Consider the following 25220-nt stretch of genomic DNA (forward strand, 5'->3'; position numbering starts at 1 on the left):
CAGGGTGACCTGTTTATCACGTTCAGTTGCGCGAGGCAAGTCGGCATTCGACTGAAAGAGCGTCAGTTTCCTTGCTTCGTACGACGTTCGACCCCGTCGGGTATCGATCTTCGGGATGGGCATGATGCTTGCACGGTCGGCCTAGAGGAGGGGACCCATGGGCGAGAAGGTCGTGGCCACGCGCGCGGACCTGTCGGACCGGCAGATGTACCGCCGCAAGCTCCAGTCCTGTCTCGACGTGCTCGAACGGATGCTGCGTGAGAACCGCTTCGACCGCCCCCGGGCCGTGATGGGGCTGGAGATCGAGCTCAACCTGGCGGACGAGCAGGGTCAGCCGCTGATGCGCAACGAACAGGTGCTCGGCGCGATCGCTTCCAGCGACTTCCAGACCGAACTCGGTCAGTTCAACATCGAGGTGAACATCGCCCCGCACCGGCTCACCGGCCACGTGCTGGAGGAGCTGCGGGAGGAGATCGACACCGGCCTGCGCTACGCCGACCGGAAGGCCGCCGAGGCCGGCGCCCGGATCGTGATGATCGGGATCCTGCCGACCCTGGAGCACGACCACACCGGCCTGGACTCGATGTCCCACAACCAGCGGTACAGCCTGCTCAGCGACCAGATCCTGGCGGCCCGCGGCGAGGACATCGCGCTGGACATCGAAGGCGTCGAGCGCCTCCAGCTGGAGTCGGTCACCATGGTCGCGGAGGCCGCCGCCACCTCGCTGCAGATGCACCTCCAGGTCACCCCCGAGCGGTTCTCCTCGGTCTGGAACGCCGCCCAGGCGCTCTCCGCGGCGCAGGTCGCGCTCGGTGCCAACTCGCCCTTCCTGTTCGGACGGGAGCTGTGGCGGGAGACCCGCCCGGTGCTGTTCCAACAGGCCTGCGACACCCGTTCGGCGGAGCTCAAGGCGCAGGGCGTCCGCCCCATCACCTGGTTCGGCGAGCGGTGGGTCGACTCCGCGCTCGACCTGTTCGCCGAGAACCTGCGGTACTTCCCCGCGCTGCTGCCGATCTGCGACGACGAGGACCCGGTCAAGGTGCTGGCCTCCGGCGGGATCCCCAAGCTCGCCGAGATGCGCCTGCACAACGGCACCATCTACCGCTGGAACCGGCCGGTCTACGACATCGCGGACGGCGTGCCGCACCTGCGGGTCGAGAACCGCGTCCTGCCGGCCGGGCCGACGGTCGCCGACACGCTGGCCAACGCCGCCTTCTACTACGGACTGGTCCGGGTGCTGGCCGAACAGCCCCGGCCGGTCTGGACCAGGCTGCCCTTCCTCCAGGCCGACGAGAACTTCCACAACGCGGCCCGGCACGGGATCGACGCGGTGCTGCAGTGGCCGCGGGCCGGCTGGGGCGGCCGGGGCGGCGGGGTGACCGCCGTGCCGGCCGTCGACCTGGTGCTGAACGAGCTGCTCCCGCTGGCCTACCAGGGGCTGGACGAGTGGGGGGTGGAGCCCGCCGACCGGGATCGCTACCTCGGCATCATCGAGCAGCGCTGCCTGCGCCGGACCAACGGCGCGGCCTGGCAGAGCGCGACCTTCCACCAACTGCGCGAACGCTTCGGGATGGACCGGCCGGCCGCGCTGGCGGCGATGACCCGGCGCTACGCCGAGTACATGCGCGGGGGAGAGCCCGTGCACACCTGGCCGGTGGGCTGACCCGGCTCCCGGCTCCGGGGCCCGGCTCCCGGCGAGGGGGCCGGGGCGAGGCCGGTACCGCGACGGCCCGCGAGGGCCCTTGACGGCCCGCGGCGGTCTTCGCCGGCCGAGGTGCGAGGGACGCCGCACGCCCGCGTGAGCCACGGGGCACGGGCACCGCGCGGGGCGGATCGGGTGGGGCCGTACGCCCGTATGGAAGGATGATCGCCCCGGCGGTCGGCCGACCCCCGGGCGAAGCCCGCCCGCTGGAGCCGCCGTGAGCACCGTCTCGACCGAGCCCGGGCGCCTGCCCCTGTCCCGCCGGCTGCTCGGCGCCGAACTGCTGATCGTCCTCGGCCTCTCGCTGGGCGCCAGCGGCCTCAGCGCCCTGATCAGCTTCGCCGGCTCGCTCACCCAGCCGCTCGCGCTCGGCCAGCAGGTCGCCACCCTCAACGGGTCCCGCGCTCCGGGCCGCCCGTGGCTGGACCTCGCCTGGCAGCTCTACTACATCGGGCGCGGCCTGATGCCCGTCGTCCTGGTCGGCTACCTGCTGGTCCGTGAGGGCACCTCGCTGCGCGTCCTCGGCTTCGACCTGACCCAGAAGCGGCGCGACCTCGGCCGGGGGACCGCCGTCGCCGCCGCGATCGGCGGCTCCGGCCTGGCGCTCTACCTGATCTCCCAGGCGGCCGGCTTCAACCTGACCGTCGCCCCCTCCGGCCTGCCCGACGTGTGGTGGCGGATCCCCGTGCTGGTCGCCTCGGCCTGGGAGAACGCGATCCTCGAAGAGGTCATCGTGCTCGGCTACCTGATCCGCCGGCTGGGCCAACTCGGCTGGAGCTGGCCGGCGATCGTGGTCGCCAGCTCGGTGCTGCGCGGGTCGTACCACCTGTACCAGGGGGTCGGCGGGCTGGTCGGCAACATGGTGATGGGCGTGGTCTTCTGCCTGGCCTACCGCCGCTGGGGACGGGTGATGCCGCTTGTGACCGCGCACGCGCTGATCGACACCGTGGCCTTCGTCGGTTACGCCCTGCTGGCCGGCCACGTGAGCTGGCTGCCGACCGGCTGAGCCCGGCCGGCCGACGTCTGTCACCCGTCCGGACGCGCGCCGCCGACCGCTGGTTGCCCCGTCCGTTCGCCCGTTCGCCCGTTCGCCCGTCTGTCCTCGCCCGTCCGTCCTCGGCCGGTCGTCCGGCGGGCGGGCCCGTTCAGCCGACCGGTGCCGGCGTGGCGGCGGCCTCCACCGGGGCGGCGGTGCGCCGGCTCAGCCGGCGGACCTGCGGTTCCGCCAGCACCACGACGCTGAGCAGGATCGTGACGGCGGCACACGTCCAGAGCGCGCCGCCGGTGCCCAGCGCCCCGGCGGCCGGGCCGGCCAGGGCGGTGCCGACCGGGGCCAGGGCCAGCGAGCCGAAGGCGTCGTACGCGGAGACCCGGGACATCAGCTCGGGCGGGATCTCCTGCTGCAGCGCGATCATCCAGTTCACCCCGAAGACGGTGACGCCGGCGCCGGAGAGGAACATGGCGACCGCCAGCAGCGGCAGCGGTGCGGCCATCGCGAGGGCGGCCGCGGGCAGGGCGAAGAGGAAGACGCCGTAGTTGCCGACCAGCAGGATCCGGCGGGGGCGCCAGCGGGCCATCAGCAGCCCGGTGAGCACCAGCCCGGCGCCGTCGGCGGCGAGGGCGAGACCCCAGTCGCGGGCCCCGCCGAGCCGGGTCTCGGCGACGATCGGTCCGTACACGGCGTCGACCGCGCTGACGCAGGCCATCAGGACGGAGAACTGCAGCACGATCACCCAGAGCCAGCGCCGGGAGGCGAACTCCGTCCAGCCCTCGCGCAGTTCGCGGATCATCCCGCTGCCCTCCGGCTGCTTCGCCGCGGGCTCGACCCGCAGCAGGACGCGCAGGGCGGCGGCGGCCAGGAAGCAGCCGGCGTCGATGGCGAGCACCCAGCCGGCGCCGACCGTGGCGGTGAGGGCGCCGCCGAGGGCCGCGCCGCCGATCTGGGCCCCGTTCATGGCCATCCGGTAGACCGAGAAGGCGTGCGAGGCGTGCTCCGGCGCCACCGTCTGCATGATCAGGCCGCCGGAGGCGGGACCGTAGAAGGCCTGCCCGGCGCCACCGGCCGCCGAGAGCAGCACCAGCTCCCACAGTCGCACCGTGCCGGTCAGCACCAGGGCCGCCAGGACCGCCTGGGACAGGGCGTTGAAGGTGTTGGCGGCGACCATCACGTGGTGGCGCGGCAGCCGGTCGGCGAGGGCGCCGCCGACCAGGAGCAGCAGGACCAGCGGCACCAGCCGGGCCGCCGTGACGTAGCCGATCTCGGTGGTCGAGCCGCCGACCCCGAGGACGGCGAAGGCGGTGGCGATCGGCGCCCCGGCGTTGCCGAGGCCGCTGACCACCGTCGCGGCGGTCTGGATGCGGTAGTTGCGGCCGGCCCAGGCGAAGCGGCGGGGGAGGGTCGTTTGGCTGTGCACGTGCGCGACTATGACGGGTACCCGGTCAGGTGTCTAACCGATATTTGGTCCTGCCGGACCGGAGACCGGTCAGGGGGGCCGGCCAGGGAGGCGGCGGGGAGACAGGCCGGGGAGTCGGGCCGGCGAGTCGGGCCGGGGAGTCAGGTCAGGGAGGGGCTCGTCCGGGGTCCGGCTCGGGCCGACGGTCCGGCGCCGGTTCCGCACTGCGGCCCCTGCGGCCGGCGCCCGTGGTCAGCCGAGGTGCCCCCACAGGAAGCTGAGGGTCCGCCGCCAGGCGATCCGGGCCTGCAGCGGGTCGTGGCGGCCGCCCGGGTTCTCGTCGTTCATGAAGGCGTGCCCGGCCGGGTAGAAGTGGATCTCGGGTCGGCGGTCGGTGGCCTCCCCGATCCGGATCGCCGCCTCGTCCACGGCGGCCACCGGGATCGAGCCGTCCAGTTCGCCGTAGTGCCCGAGGACATGGGCGGTCAGCCCGCGGAAGTCGAACTCCGGGTCGGGCGGCAGCCCGTAGAAGGGCACCACGGCGGCGACCCGGTCGCCCTCCTGCGCGGCCAGCACCAGGGCGAACCCGCCGCCCATGCAGAAGCCGACCACGCCGATGGCGTCGCCGACCACCGCGGGGTGTCCGAGCAGCAGGTCGACGGCGCCGCGCAGGTCCCGCGCGGCGCGCTCCACCGGCAGTTCGCGCTTCAGCCGGGCGGCCTCGGCGCGGTCGTGGGTGGTCGCGCCGCCGTAGAGGTCGGGGGCGAGGGCGACGAAGCCCTCGGCCGCGAAGCGGTCGGTCAGGGCCGCGATGTGCGAGGTGAGCCCCCACCACTCCTGGATCACCACCAGCCCGGGGCCGGTGCCCTGCGGCGGCAGCGCGAGGTAGCCGTGCGCCCGCCGGGCGGCCCCGCCGGCGCCGTTCCCGCCGTTCCCGCCGGGCGGGCCGTCGGTGCCCTCGGCGCGGGGGAAGGTGATGTTCTGCCGGGAGCCGCCCTGGTCAGGCATGGCTGTCTCTCCGTGGGACGGGGCCGTGGCCGGTCGCGGCCCGGCGGGGGAGGGGGGTGTCGTGGGGAGGGCGCGCGCCGGGAGCGGGCGTCAGCCCATCGACTCCAGGGTGCGTCCCTTGGTCTCCTTGATGCAGAAGGCCACGAACGGGATGGACAGCAGGGCGAAGCAGGCGTAGATGACGTAGGTGGCCGACAGGTTCCAGTCCGCGAGGTCCGGAAAGGTGACGGTGATGGCCCAGTTGGCGATCCACTGGGCGGAGGCGGCGACCGACAGGGCCAGCGCCCGGATCCGGTTGGGGAACATCTCGCCGAGCAGCACCCAGACCACCACGCCCCAGGAGAACGCGAAGCAGAACACGAAGACGTGGGCGGCTACCAGCGCCGTGGTGGCGTAGGCGTCGTCCAGGGTCGCGGTGGCCCCGGTGCCCACCCGGAAGGAGAAGGCCCAGGCGGCCACGCCGAGCGAGACGGCCATGCCGGCCGATCCGGCCAGCGCCAGCGGCTTGCGGCCGATCCGGTCCACCAGGGTCATCGCCAGCACGGTGCCGATCACGTTGACGATCGAGGTGGAGAGGCTGATGAGCAGCGAGTTGCTCTCGTCGATGCCCACCGACTGCCAGAGGAAGGACGAGTAGTAGAAGATCACGTTGATGCCGACGAACTGCTGGAACACCGAGGCGCCGATGCCGATCCAGACGATCGGCAGCAGCCCGAACCGCCCGCCCAGCAGATCCCGGAGCCGCGGTTTGTGGGTGGACCGCAGCACCGCGCGGATCTCGGCCGTCCGGGCGTCCAGGTCCACCGCCTCGCCCTCCACCTCGCGCAGCACCTCGCGGGCCTCGTCCTCGCGTCCGGCGGCGATCAGGTAGCGCGGCGACTCGGGGATGGCCAGTGCCATCAGCCCGTACACCAGGGCGGGCACCGTCTCCACGCCGAGCATCCACTGCCAGGCCTGGATGCCGGCCAGGTGCCCGGTGGACTCCCCGCCGGCCGCCTCGTTCAGTGCGTAGTTGGCGAGCTGCGAGACGGTGATGCCGAGGACGATCGCCATCTGCTGGAACGAGGCCAGCCGGCCCCGGTACGCCGTCGGCGCCACCTCGGCGATGTAGGTGGGCGCGATCACCGAGGCGATGCCGATCGCGACGCCGCCGACCACCCGCCAGAGTGCCAGGACCTGGATGGTGGGCGGGAACATCGAGCCCACGCCGCTGATCGCGAAGAGCACGGCGGCCAGCAGCATCGTCCGGACCCGGCCCAGGTGGTCGGCGAGCCAGCCGGCCGCCATCGCGCCGCCCGCGGAGCCGAGCAGGGCGATCGCCACCACGAACGCCGTCTCGCCGTTGCCCACCTCGAAGTGCTTCTGGATGCCGGTCACGGCGCCGTTGATGACGGCACTGTCGTAGCCGAAGAGGAAGCCGCCCATCGCGGCGGCCGCCGAGATGAACACGACATGCCCCAGGTGCGCCTCGCCGGCGTCCTTGGGTGGGTGGGTGGTGGCCACGACGAGCTCCTGAGGGTGCGACGGCCCGCCGGCACGGCCGAGTGGACAGGATCCGCCTCACATTCGATCAGGCGGGTGACCCGTCCGCCCGGCCTGCAGCCCGTTCGGCGGCATGTCGCGGCGGACGCAACCCGTCCGGGCGTACGGGGCCACGGCCCGTCAGCTCCGGCCGGCTCCCGGCGGCGCGGTCCGGCGCCGGCCGGACCCGCGGTCCGGGCAACGTCCCGCCGGCCGGTCCGGCGCCGGCCGGCCCGTGGTCCACCCGGCTGCTCAGCCCGCCGGACAGCCCCCGCGATCCGTCGCCGCCGGCCCGGAACGTCCGGCGCGCTCGGCCCGGACGGGCGCCGGGCCGTCGCCGCGCCGGGCGTTGCGCCGCAGCAGCTGCGTCCGGGCGCCCGGGTCCAGCCCCTGCCCGCGCTCCGCCAGCAGCCCGGCGATCGCGAACTGTTCCGCGGCCGGCTTCTTGTCGTCGTACTTGAACTTGGCGCGCACCTCGCGGACGGTCAGCCGCAGCCCGCGCAGGCCCGTCAGCAGCGGGCCGAAGGGCCCGGCCCCGGGCACCACCCGGACCTCGGGCGTCTCCGGCTGGAAGTGCGCCAGCTGGCGGTTCAGGATGGCGGCCTTGCCCGCCGCGTCCTCCACGATCTCGGCGGTGCAGGCGAACTGGACCGAGGCGTAGTAACTGGTCGGGGTGCCCGGCTCGCCGCGCCAGTGGCCGGGGGCGAAGACGTAGTCGTCCGTCACCGACAGCGTCACCTGCGGGTCGGCCCGCAGCGCCGCCCAGATCGGGTTGGGCGTGGCGAGGTGCAGCAGGATCTCGCCCGCGTCCGGGTCGAGGAGGAAGTGGGTCGGGACGAGGACGGGCCCGTGCCCGGGGGCGCCGTTGGCGGCGAGCAGCCCGAAGTCGCGTCCGGCGGCGAGCCAGTCGCGCCATTCGGCCTCGTCGCCGCGGTCCCAGCTCCTGATCAGCATCTCCCCCTCCGGTCAGCGCAGTTCGCGCAGGTAGGCGGGCAGGGGCACGGTGCTGGAGGCGTCCGGGACGGGGGCGCCGTGCACCGTCGAGACCGGGACGACGCCGGCCCAGTAGGGCAGGTCGAGGTCGGCCTCGTCGTCGTCCGCGCCGTCCGCGCGGGTCTTGGCCGAGACCTCGTCGAGGTCGAGCCGGACGACGGCGGTGGCGGCGAGCTCCTTGGCGTTGGGCCGGCGCACGTCGCCCGAGCGGCCGGGGACGGCCTGGTCGACCAGGGCGTCCAGGGCGACGGTCAGCTCCTCGGGGTCGGTGACCTGGCGGGCCGTGCCGTGGGCCACCACCGAACGGAAGTTGACGGAGTGGTTGAACGCGGACTTGGTGAGCACCAGCCCGTCCACCAGGGTGACCGTGACGCAGACCGCCAGGCCGGGGCCGGCCGCGCCGCGCATCGGCCGGCTGCCGGTGGAGCCGTGCACGTAGAGGCGGTCGCCGACCCGGGCGTAGATGGTCGGCAGCACGACCGGCGCACCGTCGGCGACGAAGCCGAGGTGGCAGATGTACGTGCTGTCGAGGATCGCGTGGATCGCGTCGCGCTCCCAGGTGGCCCGGTCCTTGTACCGGGTCGGGGTGGTGCGCGCGGTGCGTGCGTAGGCGGTGCCGTCCGACATGACAACCTCTATGTACTAGTGCATAATTCCTTTTGTGCTAGGAGAATATACGATCAAGGGACGCCGGGCCAGCGATATCGCGGCGGACATCGAGGCCGCCGTCGGCTCCGGGCAACTGGCACCCGGCGCGGCCCTCCCGCCGCTGCGCGATCTGGCCGAGCGGCTGGACATCAACCCCAACACCGTCGCCGCCGCCTACCGCCTGCTGCGCGACCGCGGGGTGATCGAGACGGCCGGCCGCAAGGGCAGCCGGATCCGCCCCCGCCCGACGGTCGCCGCGCGCGACCGGATGCGCGTGCCCGTCCCCCCGCACGCCCGCGACCTCTCCGCCGGCAACCCCGCCGTCGACATGCTCCCGCCGCTCGCCCCGGCGCTGGCCGTCGCGGGGGCCGCCGCCGACCGGGCCCCCGTGCTGTACGGGGAGCCGTCCGCCGACCCGGGCCTGCTCGGCCTCGCCCGGGCCTCCTTCCTGGCCGACGGCGTGCCCGAGGGCCGGCTGATGGTGGCCTCCGGCGCCCTGGACACCATCGAACGCGTCCTCGGCGCCCGGCTGCGCCCCGGCGACCAGGTCGCGGTGGAGGACCCGGGCTGGGGCAGCCTGCTCGACCTGCTGCCCGCCCTCGGGCTCAGGCCCGTCCCGGTCGCGCTGGACGAGCAGGGCCCGATGCCCGCCGCGCTCGCCGCCGCCCTGGCCGCCGGCGCCCGGGCGGCGATCGTCACCGGCCGGGCCCAGAACCCGACCGGGGCCGCCCTCACCGCCGGCCGGGCGCAGGAGCTGCGCGAGGTGCTGGCCGGCCACCCGGGCGTCCTGCTGATCGAGGACGACCACGGGCACGGCATCGTGGACCAGCCGTTCCGGTCGCTGTCCGGCGGTCCGCGGGGGGTGCCGGTCACCGCGCACTGGGTGGTGGTCCGTTCGGCGGCCAAGGCCTACGGCCCGGACCTGCGCCTCTCGGTGGCGGTCGGGGACGAGGAGACGGTGGCTGGGGTGCTCGGCCGGCAGAGCCTCGGCGCCGGCTGGGTCAGCCACCTGCTCCAGCGCACGGTCGCCGAACTCTGGCGCTCGGAGGCGGCCCCCGTGCGGCGGGTCGCCGCCGCCTACCGCGCCCGTCGCGAGGAGCTGATCGCCGCGCTGGCGGCGCACGGCATCGCGGCGTACGGCGCCAGCGGCCTGAACGTCTGGGTGCCCGTGCAGGACGAGACCGCGACGGTGGCCGGGCTGGTGCAGCACGGCTGGGTGGTCGCGCCGGGCGCGCGGTTCCGGCTGCAGTCCCCGCCCGGGGTGCGGATCACGGTGGCGGACCTGGCGCCCGGCGAGGCGGCCCGGCTGGCGGCGGACCTGGCCACGGTGCTGGCCACGGGCGGCGGGGACTCGCGGTCGGTCTGAGCGGACGGCGGCCTCCCCGGCGCCGCACTCCCCGGTACGGGCCTCCCCGGCAGCGGCCTCCCGCGGCCCCCGCGGCCCCCGTGGGCAGCGGCCGGCTGCGGCGGGGCGGCCGCTGCCCGGCGGCCCCTGACCGGTCGGGACGGCCGGCCGGGGTGGTGCGGCGGGCCCGGCCGAACCGGCGGGTAACAGGGCGAGAAAGTCGCTGCAGATACCTAGCGGTAACAAGCGCGCGCATGTCATGTTTCTCGCGCCACCGGCCGGCGGCCCACCCTCACCCCCGCGTCGCGCCCGTCCCCAAGCAACGGGCGCGACCGAACGCAGGAGTTCCGCCGTGCCCGAAAGCTGTCAGAGCACCGCCGCCGCACGCACCAGCAGAACGCGGCGGCTGCTCGCCGCCGTCCTCGCACTTCCCCTGCTCAGCACCGGCCTGTTGGCCGCCGCCGCCCCCGCCCGCGCCGCCACCGGCCCCACCGCCAGCGTGACCATGGGGGACAGCTACATCTCCGGAGAGGCCGGGCGCTGGAAGGGCAACAGCGTCACCACCTCCGGCAGCCGCGCCGGCACCGACCGGTCCTGGACCGGCAGCGCCTACGACCCGGCCCGGGTCTACGGCGCCACGTACGCGAGCGGGTGCGACCGCTCGGACGTCGCCGAGGTCCGCAGCGCCCCGGCCCTGGCCCAGACCCAGATCAACCTGGCCTGCTCCGGCGCCGTCACCGCCAACGTGTACCGGGCCGCCAACGGCGGCCAGTCGTACAAGGGCGAGGCCCCGCAGGCCGACCAGCTCGCCGCCGTCGCGCGCGCCAACAACGTCAAGCTGATCACGCTCTCGATCGGCGGCAACGACCTGGGCTTCGCGGACGTCATCCAGACCTGCGTGAAGGACTACCTGATCTGGTACTCCTACTGCAACGACGACCAGCAGGCCGCCGTCGACGCCAGGATGGCCACCGCGATGGCGGGCGTCCGCAAGTCGGTCGACGAGATCCGCGCGGTGATGACCGCCGCCGGGTACGCGGCCGCCGACTACCGGATGGTCCTGCAGTCGTACCCGTCGCCGATCCCGCGCAGCTCCGAGATGCGCTACGCCGAGAGCGGCTGGAGCCGGGCCGACACCGGCGGCTGCCCGTTCTGGGACGGCGACGCCGACTGGGCCCGCGACTCGCTGGTGCCGCAGATCTCCGACGCGCTGGCCGCGGTCGCGGCCGCCAAGGGCGTGCAGTTCATGGACCTGCGGGACATGCTGCAGGGCCGCGAGGTCTGCGCCGCGGCCGCCAGGCAGGCGACCCCGTCCGCCGCGCCCTCCGCGACCACCAGCGAGTGGGCCCGGTTCGTCGACGCCGGCCTGAGCGCCTCGCAGGGCACCGTCCAGGAGTCGATGCACCCGAACTACTACGGCCAGCTCGCCCTCGGCCGCTGCCTGACCCTGCTGGGTGCCAGGCCGGCCGGCAACTGGAGCTGCCGCAACACGGCCGGCCAGGACACCGACGGGATGTACCTGACCGCGAAGTAGCCGCGCACGCCCCCGGCGCCCGTACCCCGTGCGGGGGTACGGGCGCCGGCGGCCTGGCGTCGGGCCGGTCAGCCCTTGGCGAGCAACGCCTGGGCGTGCGCCCGGACCTGATCCTTCGTCAGGTAGGCGTCGGTGTACTCGAAGTCGCGCAGCCGGGCGGGCTGCCGGGCGAGGAACCCGGTGCGGACGAAGTCGTCCCCGGCGGTCGCGTTGAGCAGCCAGTTCGCGCCGACCCGGAACTTCGCCGCGTTGGTCCGCATCGCCATCAGGTGGTACCCGCGCGCCACCAGCTGGGCGGGCACGCCCTCCAGCTCGATGCCGACCGGCTTGGAGACGGCGTCCTTGCCGCCGAGGTCCACCACCAGGCCCAGGTCCTTGTGGTAGTACGGCTCCAGGGGCCGGCCGCGGAGCGAGGCGATCAGGTTGTCGGCGACCGCCTTGCCCTGCCGGGCGGAGTGCTGGGCGGTCGGCGGGCAGACCGCGCCGTCGCCCTTGGCGAGGTCCGGGACGGCGGCCGCGTCGCCGAGCGCGAAGACGCCCTCGAACTGCGGCACCCGCATCTCCGCGGTGACCGCCACCCGGCCGCGCACCGTCTCGGCGTCCAGGGTGGCGATCAGCGGGCTGGCCGCGACCCCGGCCGTCCAGATCAGCGTCCGGCTGGGCAGCACCCGGCCGTCGGTGAACTTGACGCTCTCGGCGCCCACCTCGGCCACCGAGACGCCGAGCGACACCTCGATGCCGCGGGCGCGCAGCACCCGCAGCGCCGTCTCGCCCAGCGCGTCGCCGAGTTCGGGCATCAGCTTCGGGGCGATGTCGATCAGGTGCCACTTGATCTGCCGGGCGTCCAGCCGCGGGTAGCGCCGGGCCGCGGCGGTGGTCAGCCGCTGCAGGCAGGCCGCCGTCTCGGTGCCGGCGTAGCCGCCGCCGACCACCACGAACTGCAGCCGGGACTCCCGCTCGCGCTGGTCCAGGCTGGCCGAGGCGAGGTCGAGCTGGGCGATCACGTGGTCCCGGACGTAGGTCGCCTCCGCGAGCGTCTTCATGCCGCGCGCGTAGTCGGTCAGGCCGGGGATGTCGAAGGTCCGGGTCACGCTGCCGGGGGCGAGCACCAGGTAGTCGTAGCGCTCGGCGACCACCTCGTCGGTGATCTTCCGGACCACGCAGACCTTCGAGCGCGGGTCGACGCCGATCGCGCCGCCCGGCACGATGTGGGTGCGCCGCAGGGTCCGCCGCAGCGACACCGCCACCGACTGCGGGGTGAGCACGCCGGCCGCGACGTGCGGCAGCAGCGGCAGGTAGAGCTGGTAACTGAACGGCGTGACCAGGGAGATCTCCGCCTCCGCGGGCGTGAGCTTGCGTTCCAGGCGGCGCGCGCATTCCAGTCCGGCGAAGCCGCCACCAACGATCAGGATCCGAGGTCGTTCCATCGTTCATCCCTTACAGTGCTGGTCCGAGCCGAGCCGGGACAACCAGGCCCCTGTCGGCGCGGCACGTCCGGCCGGGCGGGGCCCACTGCCCGCCACACTCGCACGGACCAACCGGCCCTGCCACCGCAGCGGTGCGGACGGTTGACCTGACGGATCGGTAGGCTGTCCGGGTGCTCACCGAGGTGACGGCGGTCCGTTATGTGACGCCACTACGTGAAGGCGGCTCGATGCCGGGCCTGGTCGAGGCCGACGACCACCGGCTCTACGCGCTCAAGTGGGTCGGGGCCGCGCAGGGCCGGAAGGCGCTGGTCGCGGAGGTGCTGGCCGGCGAACTGGGCCGGCGGCTCGGGCTGCCGGTGCCGGAGCTGGTCACCGTGGACCTCGACCCGGTGCTCGCCCGCAGCGAGCCCGACCAGCAGGTGCAGGACCAGATGCGGGCCAGCGGCGGGACCAACCTCGGGATGGCCTTCGTCAGCGGGGCGTTCAACTTCGACCCGCTCTGCTTCGAGGTCGAGCCGGAGCTGGCCGGGCAGGTGCTCTGGTTCGACGCGCTGATCGGCAACGTCGACCGGTCCTGGCGCAACCCCAACCTGCTGGTCGCCACCGGCGGCCTGCGGCTGATCGACCACGGCGCCAGCCTGATCTTCCACCACCACTGGGCGGGTGCGGCCGGCTGGATCCGTCGCCCCTACGACGCCGGTGACCACGCCCTGCTGCGGGCCCGGCCGGACGTCGCGGCCGCCGACAAGCTGCTGGCACCGCTCGCCGAGGAGGCGCTGGCCGGTGCGGTGGCGCAGATCCCCGAGGTCTGGCTGGCCGACGAGCCCGGCTTCGACTCGCCGGACGCGGTGCGGGCGGCCTACCTGGACCAGCTCACGGCCCGGCTGGCCGGCCCCCGCGACTGGCTCCCGGAGGTGTCGGGGTGAGCGCGGCCCAGACCCGCCAGGACGCCGGCCCCGAGGAGACGAAGGACACCGTGAGCACCACCGACGGCACGCTGCACGACTACGAGTACGCGCTGGTCCGGGCGGTTCCCCGGGTCGAGCGCGGCGAGTGCGTCAACATCGGCGTGCTGCTCTACTGCCGGCAGAGCGCCCACCTCGGCGCCCGCACCCACCTGGACCAGGCCCGGCTGCTGGCGCTCGACCCGGTGGCCGACGTGGCCGCGGTGCGCCGGGCGCTGCACGGCATCGAGGCGGTCTGCGCGGGCGGCCCCGAGGCCGGCCCGGCGGCGGCCGACAACCCCGGCCAGCGGTTCCGCTGGCTGACCGCCCCGCGCAGCGCCGTCGTCCAGCCGGGGCCGGTGCACACCGGCCTGACCGCCGACCCGGAGGCCGAACTGCGCCGGCTCTTCGACCAGCTGGTGCTCTGACCCGGGCCGTCCGGTGCTCCGGGTCGGGCCGTCCGGTGCTGCGGCCCCGGCCCGGTCCGGGGTGGGGTTGGACATTTGCGGTGGTCAAAGCTGGAGCAGGTGAACCTTCTACGCGTACGCTGGCCGCATGGGTTCGACACCGACGGCGACCGCCGCACCGACCACCGCCGAGCTGATGGAGGCGCTGGCCGCCGTCGGCGCCGCCTACTTCCAGGACTTCGCGGGCGCGGCGGCCCGGCACGGGCTCTCGTCCTCGCAGGCCAAGGCGCTGGGAGCGGTGCACGAGCCGGTGCCGATGCGGGCGCTGGCGGGGCGGCTCGGCTGCGACGCCTCCAACGTGACCGGCATCGTCGACCGGCTGGAGGCCCTCGGGCTGGCCCACCGGGAGGCGGCGGCGGGCGACCGGCGGGTCAAGATCGTGGTGATCACCGAACAGGGCCGGGAGATCCTGGCGCTCATCCGGGCCGAGATGGCCCGGACCCATCAGGCCTTCGACGCCATGAGCGAGGAGCAGCGGGTGGCGCTGTACTCCATCTGCCACCAGGTGCTGCCGGTGCTCACCGGCCGCCCGGCGGCCTGAGGCCGACGCCGCGCGGCTGCCGGCGCAGGGCGCGGCCGGGCGGCGCCCGCGCCGCAAGCAGGCCCTCGCGCCGGGATCAGGCCCCGGTGTCCGCCCCCGGTGCCAGCAGCCGGGTGGCCGCGAGTCCGGCCAGCCGTTCGGCGCCCGGGGGCAGTGGGGCGCCCGCCCGCAGGTGGCGGCGGACCACGGCCAGCGGCAGGTCGACCAGGGCCAGCGTGACGGCCTCCGGATCGGCGCCGCCGAGCCGGCCGGTCAGCCCGGCCAGCGCCGCCCGCACCTGTGCCGTTCCCCGGGCGGCCCGCTCGGCGGCCCCCGCGGGCCAGTCCGCGCGCCCGTAGTCGTCCGGGCCGTACAGCAGCACGGCCGCCTCCCGCGGATTCAGCCGGCTCCAGGCCACCACGTGCCGGGCGGCGGCGGCCGCCGCCGCGACCGGATCGCCGGGGGCGGCGAGCGCGGCCAGCCAGCCGGCCTGGAACCGCTCGACGGTGCGCAGCCACAGCTCGGCGAGCAGCGCCGGGCGCTGCGGGAAGCGGTGGTAGACCGAGCCGCTGGGCGCGCCCACCTCCTTGGCCACCGCCGTCATGGTCACCGCCGTCGGTCCGGCCGCGGCGGCCAGCCGTACGGCGGCGTCCAGAAGCTGCGTCTCGTCGTACCGGGGTGGTCTGGCCATGTAATCGAGAGTACTCTCCAGAATATTGGAGGGGGGTCTCCAGAATGTGGGCCCCGACGGCCGGGAGGGTGGTCACGATGGCGGTGCTGAACGTCCACGAGCGGGTGCTCGAAGCCGGCGAGCAGGAGGTCGGGGCGCTGATCGACGGCCTGGCGGGCGGGCCGGCCGACGCGCTGTGGCCGCACGGGCGGTGGCCGGCCATGCGGCTGGACCCGGGCCTGGAGCTCGGCGCGGTGGGCGGCCACGGCCCGGTCCGGTACGCGGTGGCGGCGTACGTGCCGGGCCGGTGGGTGCGGTTCGAGTTCACCGGGCCGCGCGGGTTCCACGGCTTCCACGAGTGCAGCGTCCACCCGGCGGGCGCGGGCCGTACGCTGCTGCGGCACACGCTGGCGATGCGGCCGTCCGGGCCGGCCCGGCTGAGCTGGCCGCTGGTCTTCCGCCCGCTGCACGACGCCCTGCTGGAGGATGCCCTGGACCGTGCCGAGGCCGTCTTCCCCGGGGCCGCGCCGCCCGCCCCCGCCCGCTGGGGCCGGTACGTGCGGCTGCTGCGCCGGGTCCTCGCGCGGTGACCGTGCGCGGCCGCGGCGGCGCGCTCGGGGTGGTCCGCCGACGGTCCGGCTGACCTCGGCTGTTAGGCTTGCGAAGCGTGAGCGCGAAGCCCCAGATCCCCAATGTCCTGGCCTCCCGGTACGCCTCGGCGACCCTGGCCCAGCTGTGGTCCCCCGAGCACAAGGTGGTCCTTGAGCGCCACCTGTGGCTCGCCGTCCTGAAGGCCCAGCAGGACCTCGGTGTCGAGGTGCCCGCCACCGCCGTCGCCGACTACGAGCGCGTCCTCGACCAGGTCGACCTCGACTCCATCGCCGCGCGTGAGCGCGTCACCCGACACGACGTCAAGGCCCGCATCGAGGAGTTCAGCGACCTCGCCGGCCACGAGCAGATCCACAAGGGCATGACCTCTCGGGACCTCACCGAGAACGTCGAGCAGCTGCAGATCCGCCAGTCCCTGCAGCACGTCCGCGACCGTACGGTGGCGGTGCTGGTGCGCCTGGGCCGGCTCGCCGCGCAGCACTCCGAGCTGGTCATGGCCGGCCGCTCGCACAACGTGGCCGCGCAGGCGACCACCCTCGGCAAGCGGTTCGCCACCGTGGCCGACGAGCTCCTGGTGGCGTTCAACCGCCTGGAGGAGCTGATCACCCGGTACCCGCTGCGCGGGATCAAGGGACCGGTCGGCACCGCCCAGGACATGCTGGACCTGCTGGGCGGCGACACCGCGAAGCTGGCCGATCTGGAGCAGCGGGTGGCGGGCCACCTCGGCTTCGACAACGTGCTGACCAGCGTCGGCCAGGTCTACCCGCGCTCGCTGGACTTCGAGGTGCTCTCCGCGCTGGTCCAGCTGTCCGCCGCGCCGTCCAGCCTGGCCAAGACCATCCGCCTGATGGCCGGCCACGAGCTGGTCACCGAGGGCTTCAAGGAGGGCCAGGTCGGCTCCTCCGCGATGCCGCACAAGATGAACACCCGCTCCTGCGAGCGCGTCAACGGCCTGGCCGTCATCCTGCGCGGGTACGCCTCGATGACCGCCGAGCTCGGCGGCGACCAGTGGAACGAGGGCGACGTCTCCTGCTCGGTGGTGCGCCGGGTCGCGCTGCCGGACGCCTTCTTCGCCTTCGACGGCCTGCTGGAGACCTTCCTGACCGTCCTCGACGAGTTCGGCGCCTTCCCGGCCGTGATCGAGGCCGAGCTGGACCGCTACCTGCCGTTCCTCGCCACCACCAAGGTGCTGATGGGCGCGGTGCGCGCGGGCGTCGGCCGGGAGACCGGGCACGAGGTCATCAAGGAGCACGCCGTCGCGTCCGCGCTGGCGATGCGGGCCGGCGCCCGGGAGAACGAGCTGCTGGACCGGCTGGCCGCCGACGAGCGGATGCCGCTCGACCGCGCCGAGCTGGACGCGCTGCTCGCCGACCGGATCTCCTTCACCGGCGCGGCCGGGGCGCAGGTCGCCGAGGTCGTCCGCCGGATCGAGGCGGTCGCGGCCGCCCACCCGGAGGCCGCCAAGTACGCGCCCGGTGACATTCTCTGACGTGTCGTCAGTTCCTTCTCAGGGCCCCGTCGCACTTCCCGCGGCGGGGCCCCTGGGCTTTTCGGGGCGCTCGTGCCCCGGGTCGATCGGCGGCCCGCAGGCGCCGCAGCTCCAGGCCGCGTCCGGCTCGGCGACCGGGTGGTCCTCGGGGGCCAGCACATTGCCGCGGACGGTGGCCAGCGCCAGCAGGCCGCCGGTGACCAGGAGTCCGGCGCAGATCAGCATCGAGGTCCGGAAGGCCGCGTCCACCGAGGCCGGCACCTGGTAGGCGTCGCCGCTCAGCCCGGACAGCGCGGGCAGGGCGGCGACGGCGAGCAGGCCCGCCGCCCGCGCGGCCGCGTTGTTGACGCCGCTGGCGATGCCGGCCCGGCGGACCTCGACGGCCGCCAGCACCGTCGCGGTGAGCGGCGCCACCAGCAGGACCATCCCGCAGCCCATCACGGTGGTGGCCGGCAGCACCTCCGTCCAGTAGGAGGCGTCGGGTCCGATCCGCAGCATCAGCAGCACGCCGGTCGCGCAGACCAGCGGTCCGAGGAACAGCGGCAGCCGGGGGCCGATCCGCTTGCCGAGGCGCCCGGCCCGGGCGGACAGCGCCAGCATCAGGACGGTGATCGGCAGCAGGGCGAGCCCGGAGGTCAGCGGGGTGAAGCCGGAGACCGTCTGGAGCTGCACCACCAGCAGGAAGAACACGCCGCTGAAGGCCGCGTACACGCAGAGGGTGACCAGGTTCACCGCGGTGAACAGGCGGGAGGAGAACAGCTCCAGCGGCAGCATCGGGTGCGGGGTGCGCCGTTCGACGGCGATGAACACCGCGCCGAGCAGCAGTCCGGCGGCGCCGGAGAGCCAGACCACGGGGGAGAGCCCTTCGCCGGCGGCCGTCAGCGCGTAGGTCACCCCGCCGAGGGCGAGCGCGGCCAGCACCGCACCGGCGACGTCGAAGCTGCCGGTGGCGCTCTCGTCCCGGCTCTCCGGCACGTGCCGCAGCGAGACGGCCAGCACCACCGCGGCCAGCGGCACGTTCAGCAGGAAGATCCACCGCCAGCCCGGGCCGTCCACCAGCCAGCCGCCCAGGAAGGGGCCGACCGCGGCCGCGACCCCGCCGAGGCCCGACCAGAGGCCCACCGCCGCCGAGCGGTCGTCGGGCCGGAAGGTCGCCTGGAGCATCGCCAGCGATCCCGGTGTGAGCAGGGCGCCGCCGATGCCCTGCAGGGCGCGGGCCGCGATCAGCACCCCGACGTCGGGCGCGGCCGCGCAGACGGCGGAGGCCGCGGCGAACCAGCAGACGCCGATCAGGAAGACCCGGCGCCGGCCGTACCGGTCGCCGAGCGCCCCGCCGAGCAGGATCAGCCCGGCCAGGGTCAGCAGATAGGCGTTCAGAGTCCATTGCAGGGCGGCCAACGAGGCGCCGAGGTCCTCGCCGATCCGCGGCAGTGCGACGTTGACGACGGTGCCGTCGAGCATGGCCATGCTGGAGCCGAGCACCGTGGCCAGCACCACCCAGCGCCCCTGCGGGGTGCCGATCCTGAGTGCGCCGGCGTCGTCGGTTTCCACGGCTCGATCCTGCGCCCGGGGGGCTGACGTGACAAGGGTCACCGGCGGCGCGTCCGGGTGGTGGCTGAGCGTGTCCGGCGGTGGACGCAGGGCCGAAATTGTCGGCGCAGGGGGGTCGGGCGGTTGCGCAGCGCGATTGGATTGTGCACGTACTGCACAGTCGATCATTCGGAGAGTCACTGAATTCCCTGGGATTTTTGTGAAATTCCGGGGGTGAATGTGATCGACATTGATTAACCCGGGCCGATGGGCTTTGCTTCAGCGACCGCCCGGCCAATGTCCGGGTGGGCCCACCGGGTGGAACGCCTAGTCCTGCCGCTGCCCGGGGGCTTCGAACGAACTCTGTACGGCAGGAGTGGGGGACCCACAGGTAAGTCGCCGTCCCGGCAACCGGGACGGCTTGGGGTGAAGCCGCGCTTGCGGCCGGGCAACTCCAGCCCGAACCCGACAGCTCACCTCGCAGGCGTCGGAGAGGAAATACCCCATGCCCGCACAGGCAAAGCACCGTCGTAACCGTCTGCCCCGTCTCGCCCGGATCGGCATCGCCACCGGTGTGACCGGCGCGGTTCTCGCCCTTCCCCTGGTGACCGCCGTCAGCGCCTCGGCCCACGAGGTCCCGGCCGCCAAGTCGCAGTCCGCCACCTGGACCGGCGCCACCAGCGCCGACGCCGTGGCCGTCAAGGCCGCCGCCGTCGAGACCGCCCCGGCCGCCGCGCCGGCCGCCGCCGTCGACGAGACCTACAAGGTGGTCGGCGGTGACACCCTGTCGAAGATCGCCGCCGCGAAGAACGTCGACGGTGGGTGGCACGCCCTGTACGAGACCAACCGGTCCGTCGTCGGCGCCAACCCGAACCTGATCTACCCGGGCCAGCAGCTCGTGGTCGGCAAGGCCGCCGCCCAGGCGCCCGCCGCCGCCCCGGCCCCGAAGGCCTCCTCCGACTCCGCGCCGGCCAAGAAGGCCACCCCGGCCCCGAAGGCCACTCAGGCGCCCAAGGCCGCCGAGGCCCCGAAGGCCACTCAGGCCGCGAAGCCGGTCGAGGCCCCCAAGCCCGCCGCCACCACCGCGCCGAAGCCGGCCGCCACCCCGGCCCCGGCCGCGGCCGCCAGCACCTCCGGCTACACCGCGCCGATCGCCGGCGCCCGCCTCGGCACCGCCTACGGCGTGGCCGGCTCCATGTGGTCCAGCGGCCACCACACCGGTGCCGACTTCGTCGCCGCCACCGGCACCCCGCTGAAGGCCGTCGCGGCCGGCACCGTCGTCAAGGCGGGCCCGGGCGGCGCCTACGGCAACGAGGTCGAGATCAAGCTGGCGGACGGCAAGTACGCCCAGTACGCGCACCTCTCCTCGATCGGCGTCAAGGTCGGCCAGACCGTGACCGTCGGCCAGCAGATCGGTCTCTCCGGCGCGACCGGCAACGTGACCGGCCCGCACCTGCACTTCGAGATCCGCACCGGCTCGGAGTACGGCTCGGACATCGACCCGATCGCCTACCTCCGTGCGCACGGCGTCAGCATCTGACACCGGGTACGAACCCTCGCGGCCTGATGCGCCGCGGTAGTTGAACACCGGCCGGGCCGGCAGCGAACGCTCATCGCTGCGGGCCCGGCCAGTTCGCGTTTTCCTCGGGGGGGGGGGGGATTTCCGGTGGCTCCCTGTTCATCCGGTCAGGCCGGCACGCTTTCCCGGTGCTGGTCGTCCTCGTACAGTCTGGTCGCGATGGCCTCGACCGCGCGGTCGAGCCGGGCCCGGTCCGCGGGATCGGTGACGTCCCAGTCGTCCAGGTGCCGGTCGATCCAGTGCCGCCAGGCCTCGGCGAGGCGCTCGACCTCGCGCTCGCCCTGCGGGGTGAGCGCGAGCACGCCGTGCTCGCTCTCGGCGAGGCCCGCGCGCAGGGTCCGCTCGGCGGCGGGCCGGACGACCTCCTCCGGCATGTGGTGCGCGGTCGCGATGGCCAGCAGCGTCGCTCCGCCCTGGAGCTTGGTGCGCCAGTAGATCTGACCGAGCATCCAGGCCTGGTCCGGGCCGACCGTGCTGCCCGAGTCGGCCAGCAGCCGGCGACCGATCTCCGGCCGGCCCTTGGCCTTGCGCAGCAGGTTGGCGAGCGCCCGCTCCAGCTGCCGGTCGGCGTCCCCGCTGTCCGGTGCGCCGAAGGCCTCGCCCATGTCGGAGGCGCCGGCCCGGGCGCTGTCCCGAAGCGGCACCTCCTTCAGGAACCAGGCCACCACGAAGCCCACCAGGGCGACCGGCACCACCCACTGGAAGACGTAGTTGATGGTGTCGGCGTAGGCCTGGACGAAGGGCTGGGCGACCTCGGCGGGCAGCTCGCGCAGCGCCTGCGGGCTCTGCACCGCGGCCGGCGGCACACCGGGGGACTGCGCGAAGGCCTCCTCCAGGTTGGGGGTCAGCTGGTTGGTGAAGAGGGTGCCGAACACCGCCGTGCCGAAGGAGCTGCCGAGCGTCCGGAAGAAGGTGACGCCGGAGGTCGCGGTGCCCAGCTCGTGGTAGGGGACGGTGTTCTGGACGGCGATGGTCAGCACCTGCATGGCCAGCCCGATGCCGACGCCGAGGACGAACATGTACAGGGACTCCAGCCAGACGCCGGTGTCCGGACCCATCGTCGACATCAGGTACAGGCCCAGCGCCATCACGGCGGTGCCGAGGATCGGGAAGATCCGGTAGTGGCCGGTGCGGCTCACCACCACGCCCGAGAGCACCGACATGCCGAGCAGGCCCACCACCATCGGCAGGGTGCGCACCCCCGAGCCGGTGGCCGAGACGCCGTCGACGAACTGCAGGTACGTCGGCAGGTAGGTCATCGCGCCGAGCATCGCGAAGCCGACGATGAAGCTGAGCACCGAGCAGACCGTGAAGACGGAGTTGCGGAACAGGTGCATCGGCAGCATCGGCTCCGGGGCCCGCAACTCCACCAGGACGAAGGCCACCAGCAGCAGCACCGAGCCGGTGAACAGACCGATGATCACGGGCGAGGTCCAGGCGTACTCGTTGCCGCCCCACTCCAGGCCGAGCACCAGGCCGCTGGCGCCGAGCGCGATCAGCACGATGCCGAGGTAGTCGATGACCGGGCGGACCGCCGCCCGCACCGAGGGGATCGTCCGGGCGGCCATCACGATCATCACCGCGGCGATCGGGATGTTGACGTAGAAGCACCAGCGCCAGGAGGCGTGGTCGGTGAACAGCCCGCCCAGGGTCGGCCCGACCACCGTGGTGACGCCGAAGACGGCGCCCAGCGCGCCCTGGTACTTCCCGCGTTCGCGCAGCGGGATGACGTCCGCGATCAGGGCCATCGCGGTGACCATCAGGCCGCCGCCGCCCACGCCCTGCACCGCCCGGCCGATGATCAGGACCGCCATGCCGTTGGCCGCGCCGGAGACCACCGAGCCGGCGATGAAGATCACCGCGCTCACCTGGAAGACGATCTTGCGGCCGAACAGGTCGCCGAACTTGCCGACCAGCACGGTGGCGACGGTCTCGGCCAGCAGGTAGGCCGTCACCACCCAGGCCATGTGCCCGCCGCCGCCGAGGTCCGCCACGATGGTGGGCAGCGCGGTGGAGACGATGGTCTGGTCGAGGGCGGCCATCAGCATGCCGAGCACGATGGTCAGGAAGACGACGTTGGTCTGGCGCCGGCTCAGTGAGGGCGGCGACGGCGGCGCCGGCACGGCCTCGGTCATGGTGGTGTCGGACATGGCCGGGCCTCCTGGGCGGGGAGCAGGTCAACCCAGCTTTGGCGCGGTGGGGCGGGCCCGCCACCGGAGCGGGCGTCCGGGTGGCCGGCGGTGCCCCGGGCCGGGACGGGCAGGACGGGCGGGACGGGTGGCCGGGTGGGCGGACGTGGCGCGGCCCCGGACGGTCCTGCCGTCCGGGGCCGCGCCGGCGGGGGTTCCGCCGTCCGTCAGCCGATCACGGCCTGGGCGTCGATCTCCACCAGCATCGGCTCCTGCGGCAGCTCGCAGAAGATCGTCGTGCGGCAGGGCTTCACGCCGCCCGGCTTGATGTTCTCGTCGATGAACTCGGCGTACACCTCGTTCATCAGCGCGAAGTCGGAGCGCTTGGTGAGGTAGACGCGGAACATCACCACGTCCTCGACGGTCGCGCCGCCGGCCTCGACGATGGCCTTGACGTTCTCCAGGGTCCGCCGGGTCTGCGCCTTCACGTCGCCCGGGTAGAGGTACTCGGCCGTCGCCGGGTCCTGCGGGCCCTGGCCGGACACCTGGAGGATCGGGCCCTTGCGGACGCCCTGGGAGAACATCCAGGCGGGGGCGGGGGCGCCGTCGGTACGGATCTCGGTCTTGTCGCTCATGGCGGGGTGCTCGCTCATCCTGTGGGGTTCCTCGGTCGGTACGGGTCCGGGCGGCGCCGGGTGCTGCGGGCGGCGCGGTGCCGGGTGGTGACGGTCGGTGGGGTCCGGCCGGGTGGGCCTGGTGAACCAGGGCGGTGGGACGGGCCGGGCGAGGCCGGGTCAGGCGGTGCCCGGCGGCAGGCCGCAGTCGGCGGAGACCGCCCGGGCCGTGGCCAGCAGCTGGGGCAGCAGCTCCAGCACCCGCTCGTACGGGAGCACCACGTCGGGCACCGAGATCGAGGCCGCGGCCACCACCCGGCCGGTGGCGTCCCGGACCGGCGCCGCCACACAGTTGATGAAGGACTCGTGCTCGGCGTGGTCCTGCGCCCAGCCCCGGGCCGCGACGGTGTCCAGCTCGGCCAGCAGCGCCTCGGGCGTGGTCAGCGTGTTGGCGGTGTACGGGGTGAAGTCGATGCCCGCCGCCACCCGGCGGCGCTCGGCCACCGGCAGGTCCGCGAGCAGCACCTTGGCGACCGCCGCACAGTGCAGCGCCGCCCGCAGGCCGATCCGCGAGTACATCCGCACCGGGTGCCGGGAGTCGTACTTGTCGATGTAGACCACCTCGCCGCCCTCGTACGCGGCCAGATGGACCGTTTGGCCGGTCGCCGCGTTCAGTGCCGCCAGGTGCGGCGCCGCCGCCCGGCGCACCCCGCGCTGCTCCAGCGCCAGGCTGGAGAGCGCGAACAGGCCGGCGCCCAGGTGGTAGCGGTACGCCGCGTCGCGGTAGACGAAGCGCTCCTCCTCCAGGCTCTGCAGCAGGCGCAGCGCGGTGGTCTTGTGCACGCCGAGCAGCTCGGCCAGCTGGTCGAGGGAGCGCTCACCCTCGCCGAGCTCGGCGAGCAGGCGCAGGGCACGGGTGACGGTCTGGCTCATCTCGCTCCAACCACGGGGGACGCGCCCTGCCGGGACGGGAGCGCGGGAAGTACCGGGGACACGATGCCATCCGCCGAGACCCGGGTCGCGGCCCAGTCCCCGGCCGAGGCGTCCAGCAGGGCCGCGACCACCTCGCGCGGGGGCAGCTCGGCCTGGTCGCCGGGGGCGGTCAGGGCGCAGGCGGCGCTGAGGTGGCCCAGCCGCAGGCGGCGGCGCTGGTCCAGGCCGCGCAGGGTGCCGGCCAGGTAGCCGGCGGCGAAGGCGTCGCCGGCGCCGGTCGCCTCGACCACCTCCACGGTCAGGGCGGCCTCGCCGACCGCGGTGCCGTCCCGGCCCACGGCGGTGACCAGCCGGTCGGCGTCCTTGACCACCACGTTGGCGGGGGAGGGGAAGCGGGCCCGCAGGGCGTGCGGGTCGCCGGTGCCGAGCACGGCCTCGGCCTCGTCGGCGCCGAGCAGCAGGACGTCGGCGGCGTCCATCAGGGCGGGGAGCACGGCCGGGTCGCGGCCGTGCCACAGTGCCGGACGCCAGTTCAGGTCGAAGCTGACCAGCAGGCCGCGGGTGGCCGCCGGGCGCGGGCGGACCAGCAGCGTCCGGACCAGCTCCAGGCAGCCGTCGGAGAGCGCCGCGGTGATCCCGGACAGGTGCAGCAGCCGGGCGCCGGCCAGCAGCCGGGCCGCGGCCGGCTCCGCGAGCAGGGCGGGGGAGAGGGCGGCGGCGGCCGAGCCGGCCCGGTAGTAGTGCAGCCGGCTGCGCCCGCTGCCCAGGTCGTGGGGCTCGCCGGTGGAGCCGCCGACCTCCTTGAGGTAGATCCCGGTGGGGCGGGCGGGGTCGACCACGACCGCCGAGACGTCCACGCCGCGGGCGGCCACCCCGGCCGTCAGCCGCCGGCCGAAGCCGTCGTCGCCGACCCGGCTGATCCAGCCGCTGCGCACGCCCAGCGCCGCCAGCGCACCCGCCACGTTCGACTCGGCGCCGCCGAGCGAGACCCGGAAGCCCTCGACCGTCTCCAGCGGGCCCGGCCGTTCGGGCAGCAGCACGGCCATCGACTCCCCCAGGCACACCGCCTCCGGGAGGCCGGTGGCGGCCTCCGGGTCCACGGTGGCCGCGGTGTCCTGACCTGCCATCTGGTGCGCTCCCTCATGTCGTGCCGTCGACCGTGACC

The 25220-nt window shown here is 74.3% G+C and carries 22 protein-coding genes and 1 riboswitch; of the genes, 10 read left to right on the top strand and 12 right to left on the bottom strand.

The features are described from left to right. Positions 1 to 157 precede the first annotated feature (157 nt). Together IE329_RS23285 and IE329_RS23290 are read left to right on the top strand one after the other, a co-directional pair. Positions 158 to 1663, top strand: coding sequence for a glutamate--cysteine ligase family protein (locus IE329_RS23285; RefSeq protein WP_190212906.1), 1506 nt, complete (start codon positions 158 to 160; stop codon positions 1661 to 1663). A gap of 256 nt (positions 1664 to 1919) precedes the next feature. After that, positions 1920 to 2708 (top strand): CPBP family intramembrane glutamic endopeptidase, encoded by a 789-nt coding sequence (locus tag IE329_RS23290; RefSeq protein WP_190212907.1) that lies wholly within the window; start codon positions 1920 to 1922, stop codon positions 2706 to 2708. A gap of 139 nt (positions 2709 to 2847) precedes the next feature. On the opposite strand, the gene IE329_RS23295 is transcribed toward IE329_RS23290, so the two are convergent. The 5 genes from IE329_RS23295 to IE329_RS23315 form a co-directional block, all read right to left on the bottom strand. After that, the gene (locus IE329_RS23295; protein WP_190212908.1) at positions 2848 to 4116 is read right to left on the bottom strand and encodes an MFS transporter; all 1269 of its coding nucleotides are present in this window, start codon (positions 4114 to 4116) and stop codon (positions 2848 to 2850) included. 231 nt (positions 4117 to 4347) lie between these two features. Continuing rightward, the gene (locus IE329_RS23300; RefSeq protein WP_190212909.1) at positions 4348 to 5103 is read right to left on the bottom strand and encodes a dienelactone hydrolase family protein; all 756 of its coding nucleotides are present in this window, start codon (positions 5101 to 5103) and stop codon (positions 4348 to 4350) included. Between the two features lie 90 nt (positions 5104 to 5193). Continuing rightward, entirely contained in the window at positions 5194 to 6606 is a 1413-nt protein-coding gene (locus IE329_RS23305) for a sugar porter family MFS transporter (protein WP_190212910.1), read from the bottom strand. A gap of 270 nt (positions 6607 to 6876) precedes the next feature. Beyond that, positions 6877 to 7578, bottom strand: a complete 702-nt coding sequence (locus tag IE329_RS23310) for an FMN-binding negative transcriptional regulator (RefSeq protein ID WP_190212911.1) — start codon at positions 7576 to 7578, stop codon at positions 6877 to 6879. Between the two features lie 12 nt (positions 7579 to 7590). After that, a complete protein-coding gene (locus IE329_RS23315) occupies positions 7591 to 8244 on the bottom strand; it encodes a pyridoxamine 5'-phosphate oxidase family protein (protein WP_190212912.1) in 654 nt (217 codons plus the stop codon). A 34-nt stretch (positions 8245 to 8278) separates the two neighbouring features. Here IE329_RS23315 and IE329_RS23320 point away from each other — a divergent pair, with 34 nt between their 5' ends. Then, positions 8279 to 9631 carry an aminotransferase class I/II-fold pyridoxal phosphate-dependent enzyme gene (locus IE329_RS23320; RefSeq protein WP_190212913.1) on the top strand — a complete coding sequence of 451 codons (1353 nt, stop codon included), beginning with the start codon at positions 8279 to 8281 and terminating at the stop codon, positions 9629 to 9631. Between the two features lie 331 nt (positions 9632 to 9962). Next, positions 9963 to 11144, top strand: coding sequence for a GDSL-type esterase/lipase family protein (locus IE329_RS23325; RefSeq protein ID WP_268257310.1), 1182 nt, complete (start codon positions 9963 to 9965; stop codon positions 11142 to 11144). Between the two features lie 68 nt (positions 11145 to 11212). On the opposite strand, the gene IE329_RS23330 is transcribed toward IE329_RS23325, so the two are convergent. Beyond that, positions 11213 to 12571 (bottom strand): NAD(P)/FAD-dependent oxidoreductase, encoded by a 1359-nt coding sequence (locus IE329_RS23330; protein ID WP_073927297.1) that lies wholly within the window; start codon positions 12569 to 12571, stop codon positions 11213 to 11215. A gap of 170 nt (positions 12572 to 12741) precedes the next feature. On the opposite strand from IE329_RS23330, the gene IE329_RS23335 reads away from it, so the two are divergent. The 3 genes from IE329_RS23335 to IE329_RS23345 all read left to right on the top strand — a co-directional run bounded on the left by IE329_RS23335 (position 12742) and on the right by IE329_RS23345 (position 14523). Beyond that, complete coding sequence (locus tag IE329_RS23335; RefSeq protein WP_190212915.1) at positions 12742 to 13497, top strand: HipA family kinase; 756 nt, start codon at positions 12742 to 12744, stop codon at positions 13495 to 13497. 50 nt (positions 13498 to 13547) lie between these two features. Then, positions 13548 to 13943 (top strand): DUF3037 domain-containing protein, encoded by a 396-nt coding sequence (locus IE329_RS23340; RefSeq protein ID WP_190212974.1) that lies wholly within the window; start codon positions 13548 to 13550, stop codon positions 13941 to 13943. Positions 13944 to 14070: 127 nt separating this feature from the next. Next, the gene (locus IE329_RS23345) at positions 14071 to 14523 is read left to right on the top strand and encodes a MarR family winged helix-turn-helix transcriptional regulator (RefSeq protein ID WP_073927295.1); all 453 of its coding nucleotides are present in this window, start codon (positions 14071 to 14073) and stop codon (positions 14521 to 14523) included. A gap of 76 nt (positions 14524 to 14599) precedes the next feature. Here IE329_RS23345 and IE329_RS23350 read toward each other — a convergent pair whose 3' ends face one another. Next, on the bottom strand, positions 14600 to 15193 hold the full coding sequence (locus IE329_RS23350; RefSeq protein WP_190212916.1) for a TetR/AcrR family transcriptional regulator: 594 nt from the start codon (positions 15191 to 15193) through the stop codon (positions 14600 to 14602). Positions 15194 to 15270: 77 nt separating this feature from the next. Between IE329_RS23350 and IE329_RS23355 the strand changes: the two genes are divergently transcribed. Next, a complete protein-coding gene (locus IE329_RS23355) occupies positions 15271 to 15762 on the top strand; it encodes an SRPBCC family protein (protein WP_190212917.1) in 492 nt (163 codons plus the stop codon). 77 nt (positions 15763 to 15839) lie between these two features. Beyond that, positions 15840 to 17270, top strand: a complete 1431-nt coding sequence (gene purB / locus IE329_RS23360; RefSeq protein ID WP_190212918.1) for an adenylosuccinate lyase — start codon at positions 15840 to 15842, stop codon at positions 17268 to 17270. A gap of 18 nt (positions 17271 to 17288) precedes the next feature. On the opposite strand, the gene IE329_RS23365 is transcribed toward purB, so the two are convergent. Then, positions 17289 to 18821: an MFS transporter gene (locus tag IE329_RS23365; protein WP_229927690.1), complete on the bottom strand. Its 1533-nt coding sequence runs from the start codon at positions 18819 to 18821 to the stop codon at positions 17289 to 17291. A 330-nt stretch (positions 18822 to 19151) separates the two neighbouring features. After that, a riboswitch (cyclic di-AMP (ydaO/yuaA leader) is annotated at positions 19152 to 19302 on the top strand. A gap of 3 nt (positions 19303 to 19305) precedes the next feature. On the opposite strand from IE329_RS23365, the gene IE329_RS23370 reads away from it, so the two are divergent. Beyond that, a complete protein-coding gene (locus tag IE329_RS23370; protein ID WP_190212920.1) occupies positions 19306 to 20340 on the top strand; it encodes a M23 family metallopeptidase in 1035 nt (344 codons plus the stop codon). Positions 20341 to 20486: 146 nt separating this feature from the next. Here the strand turns inward: IE329_RS23370 and IE329_RS23375 are convergent, their stop codons facing one another. From IE329_RS23375 to IE329_RS23390, 4 genes are all read right to left on the bottom strand, one after another. Further along, entirely contained in the window at positions 20487 to 22529 is a 2043-nt protein-coding gene (locus IE329_RS23375) for an MDR family MFS transporter (RefSeq protein ID WP_190212921.1), read from the bottom strand. 206 nt (positions 22530 to 22735) lie between these two features. Beyond that, positions 22736 to 23161 (bottom strand): RidA family protein, encoded by a 426-nt coding sequence (locus tag IE329_RS23380; protein WP_308438394.1) that lies wholly within the window; start codon positions 23159 to 23161, stop codon positions 22736 to 22738. Positions 23162 to 23302: 141 nt separating this feature from the next. Next, positions 23303 to 24055, bottom strand: a complete 753-nt coding sequence (locus tag IE329_RS23385; RefSeq protein WP_190212922.1) for an IclR family transcriptional regulator — start codon at positions 24053 to 24055, stop codon at positions 23303 to 23305. Continuing rightward, positions 24052 to 25182 (bottom strand): sugar kinase, encoded by a 1131-nt coding sequence (locus tag IE329_RS23390; RefSeq protein ID WP_190212923.1) that lies wholly within the window; start codon positions 25180 to 25182, stop codon positions 24052 to 24054. The genes IE329_RS23385 and IE329_RS23390 overlap by 4 nt, the downstream gene beginning before the upstream one ends. Between the last annotated feature and the right edge of the window lie 38 nt (positions 25183 to 25220).

Origin of the sequence: Kitasatospora indigofera, from assembly GCF_014655955.1 — a bacterium.
GTDB lineage: Bacteria > Actinomycetota > Actinomycetes > Streptomycetales > Streptomycetaceae > Kitasatospora > Kitasatospora indigofera.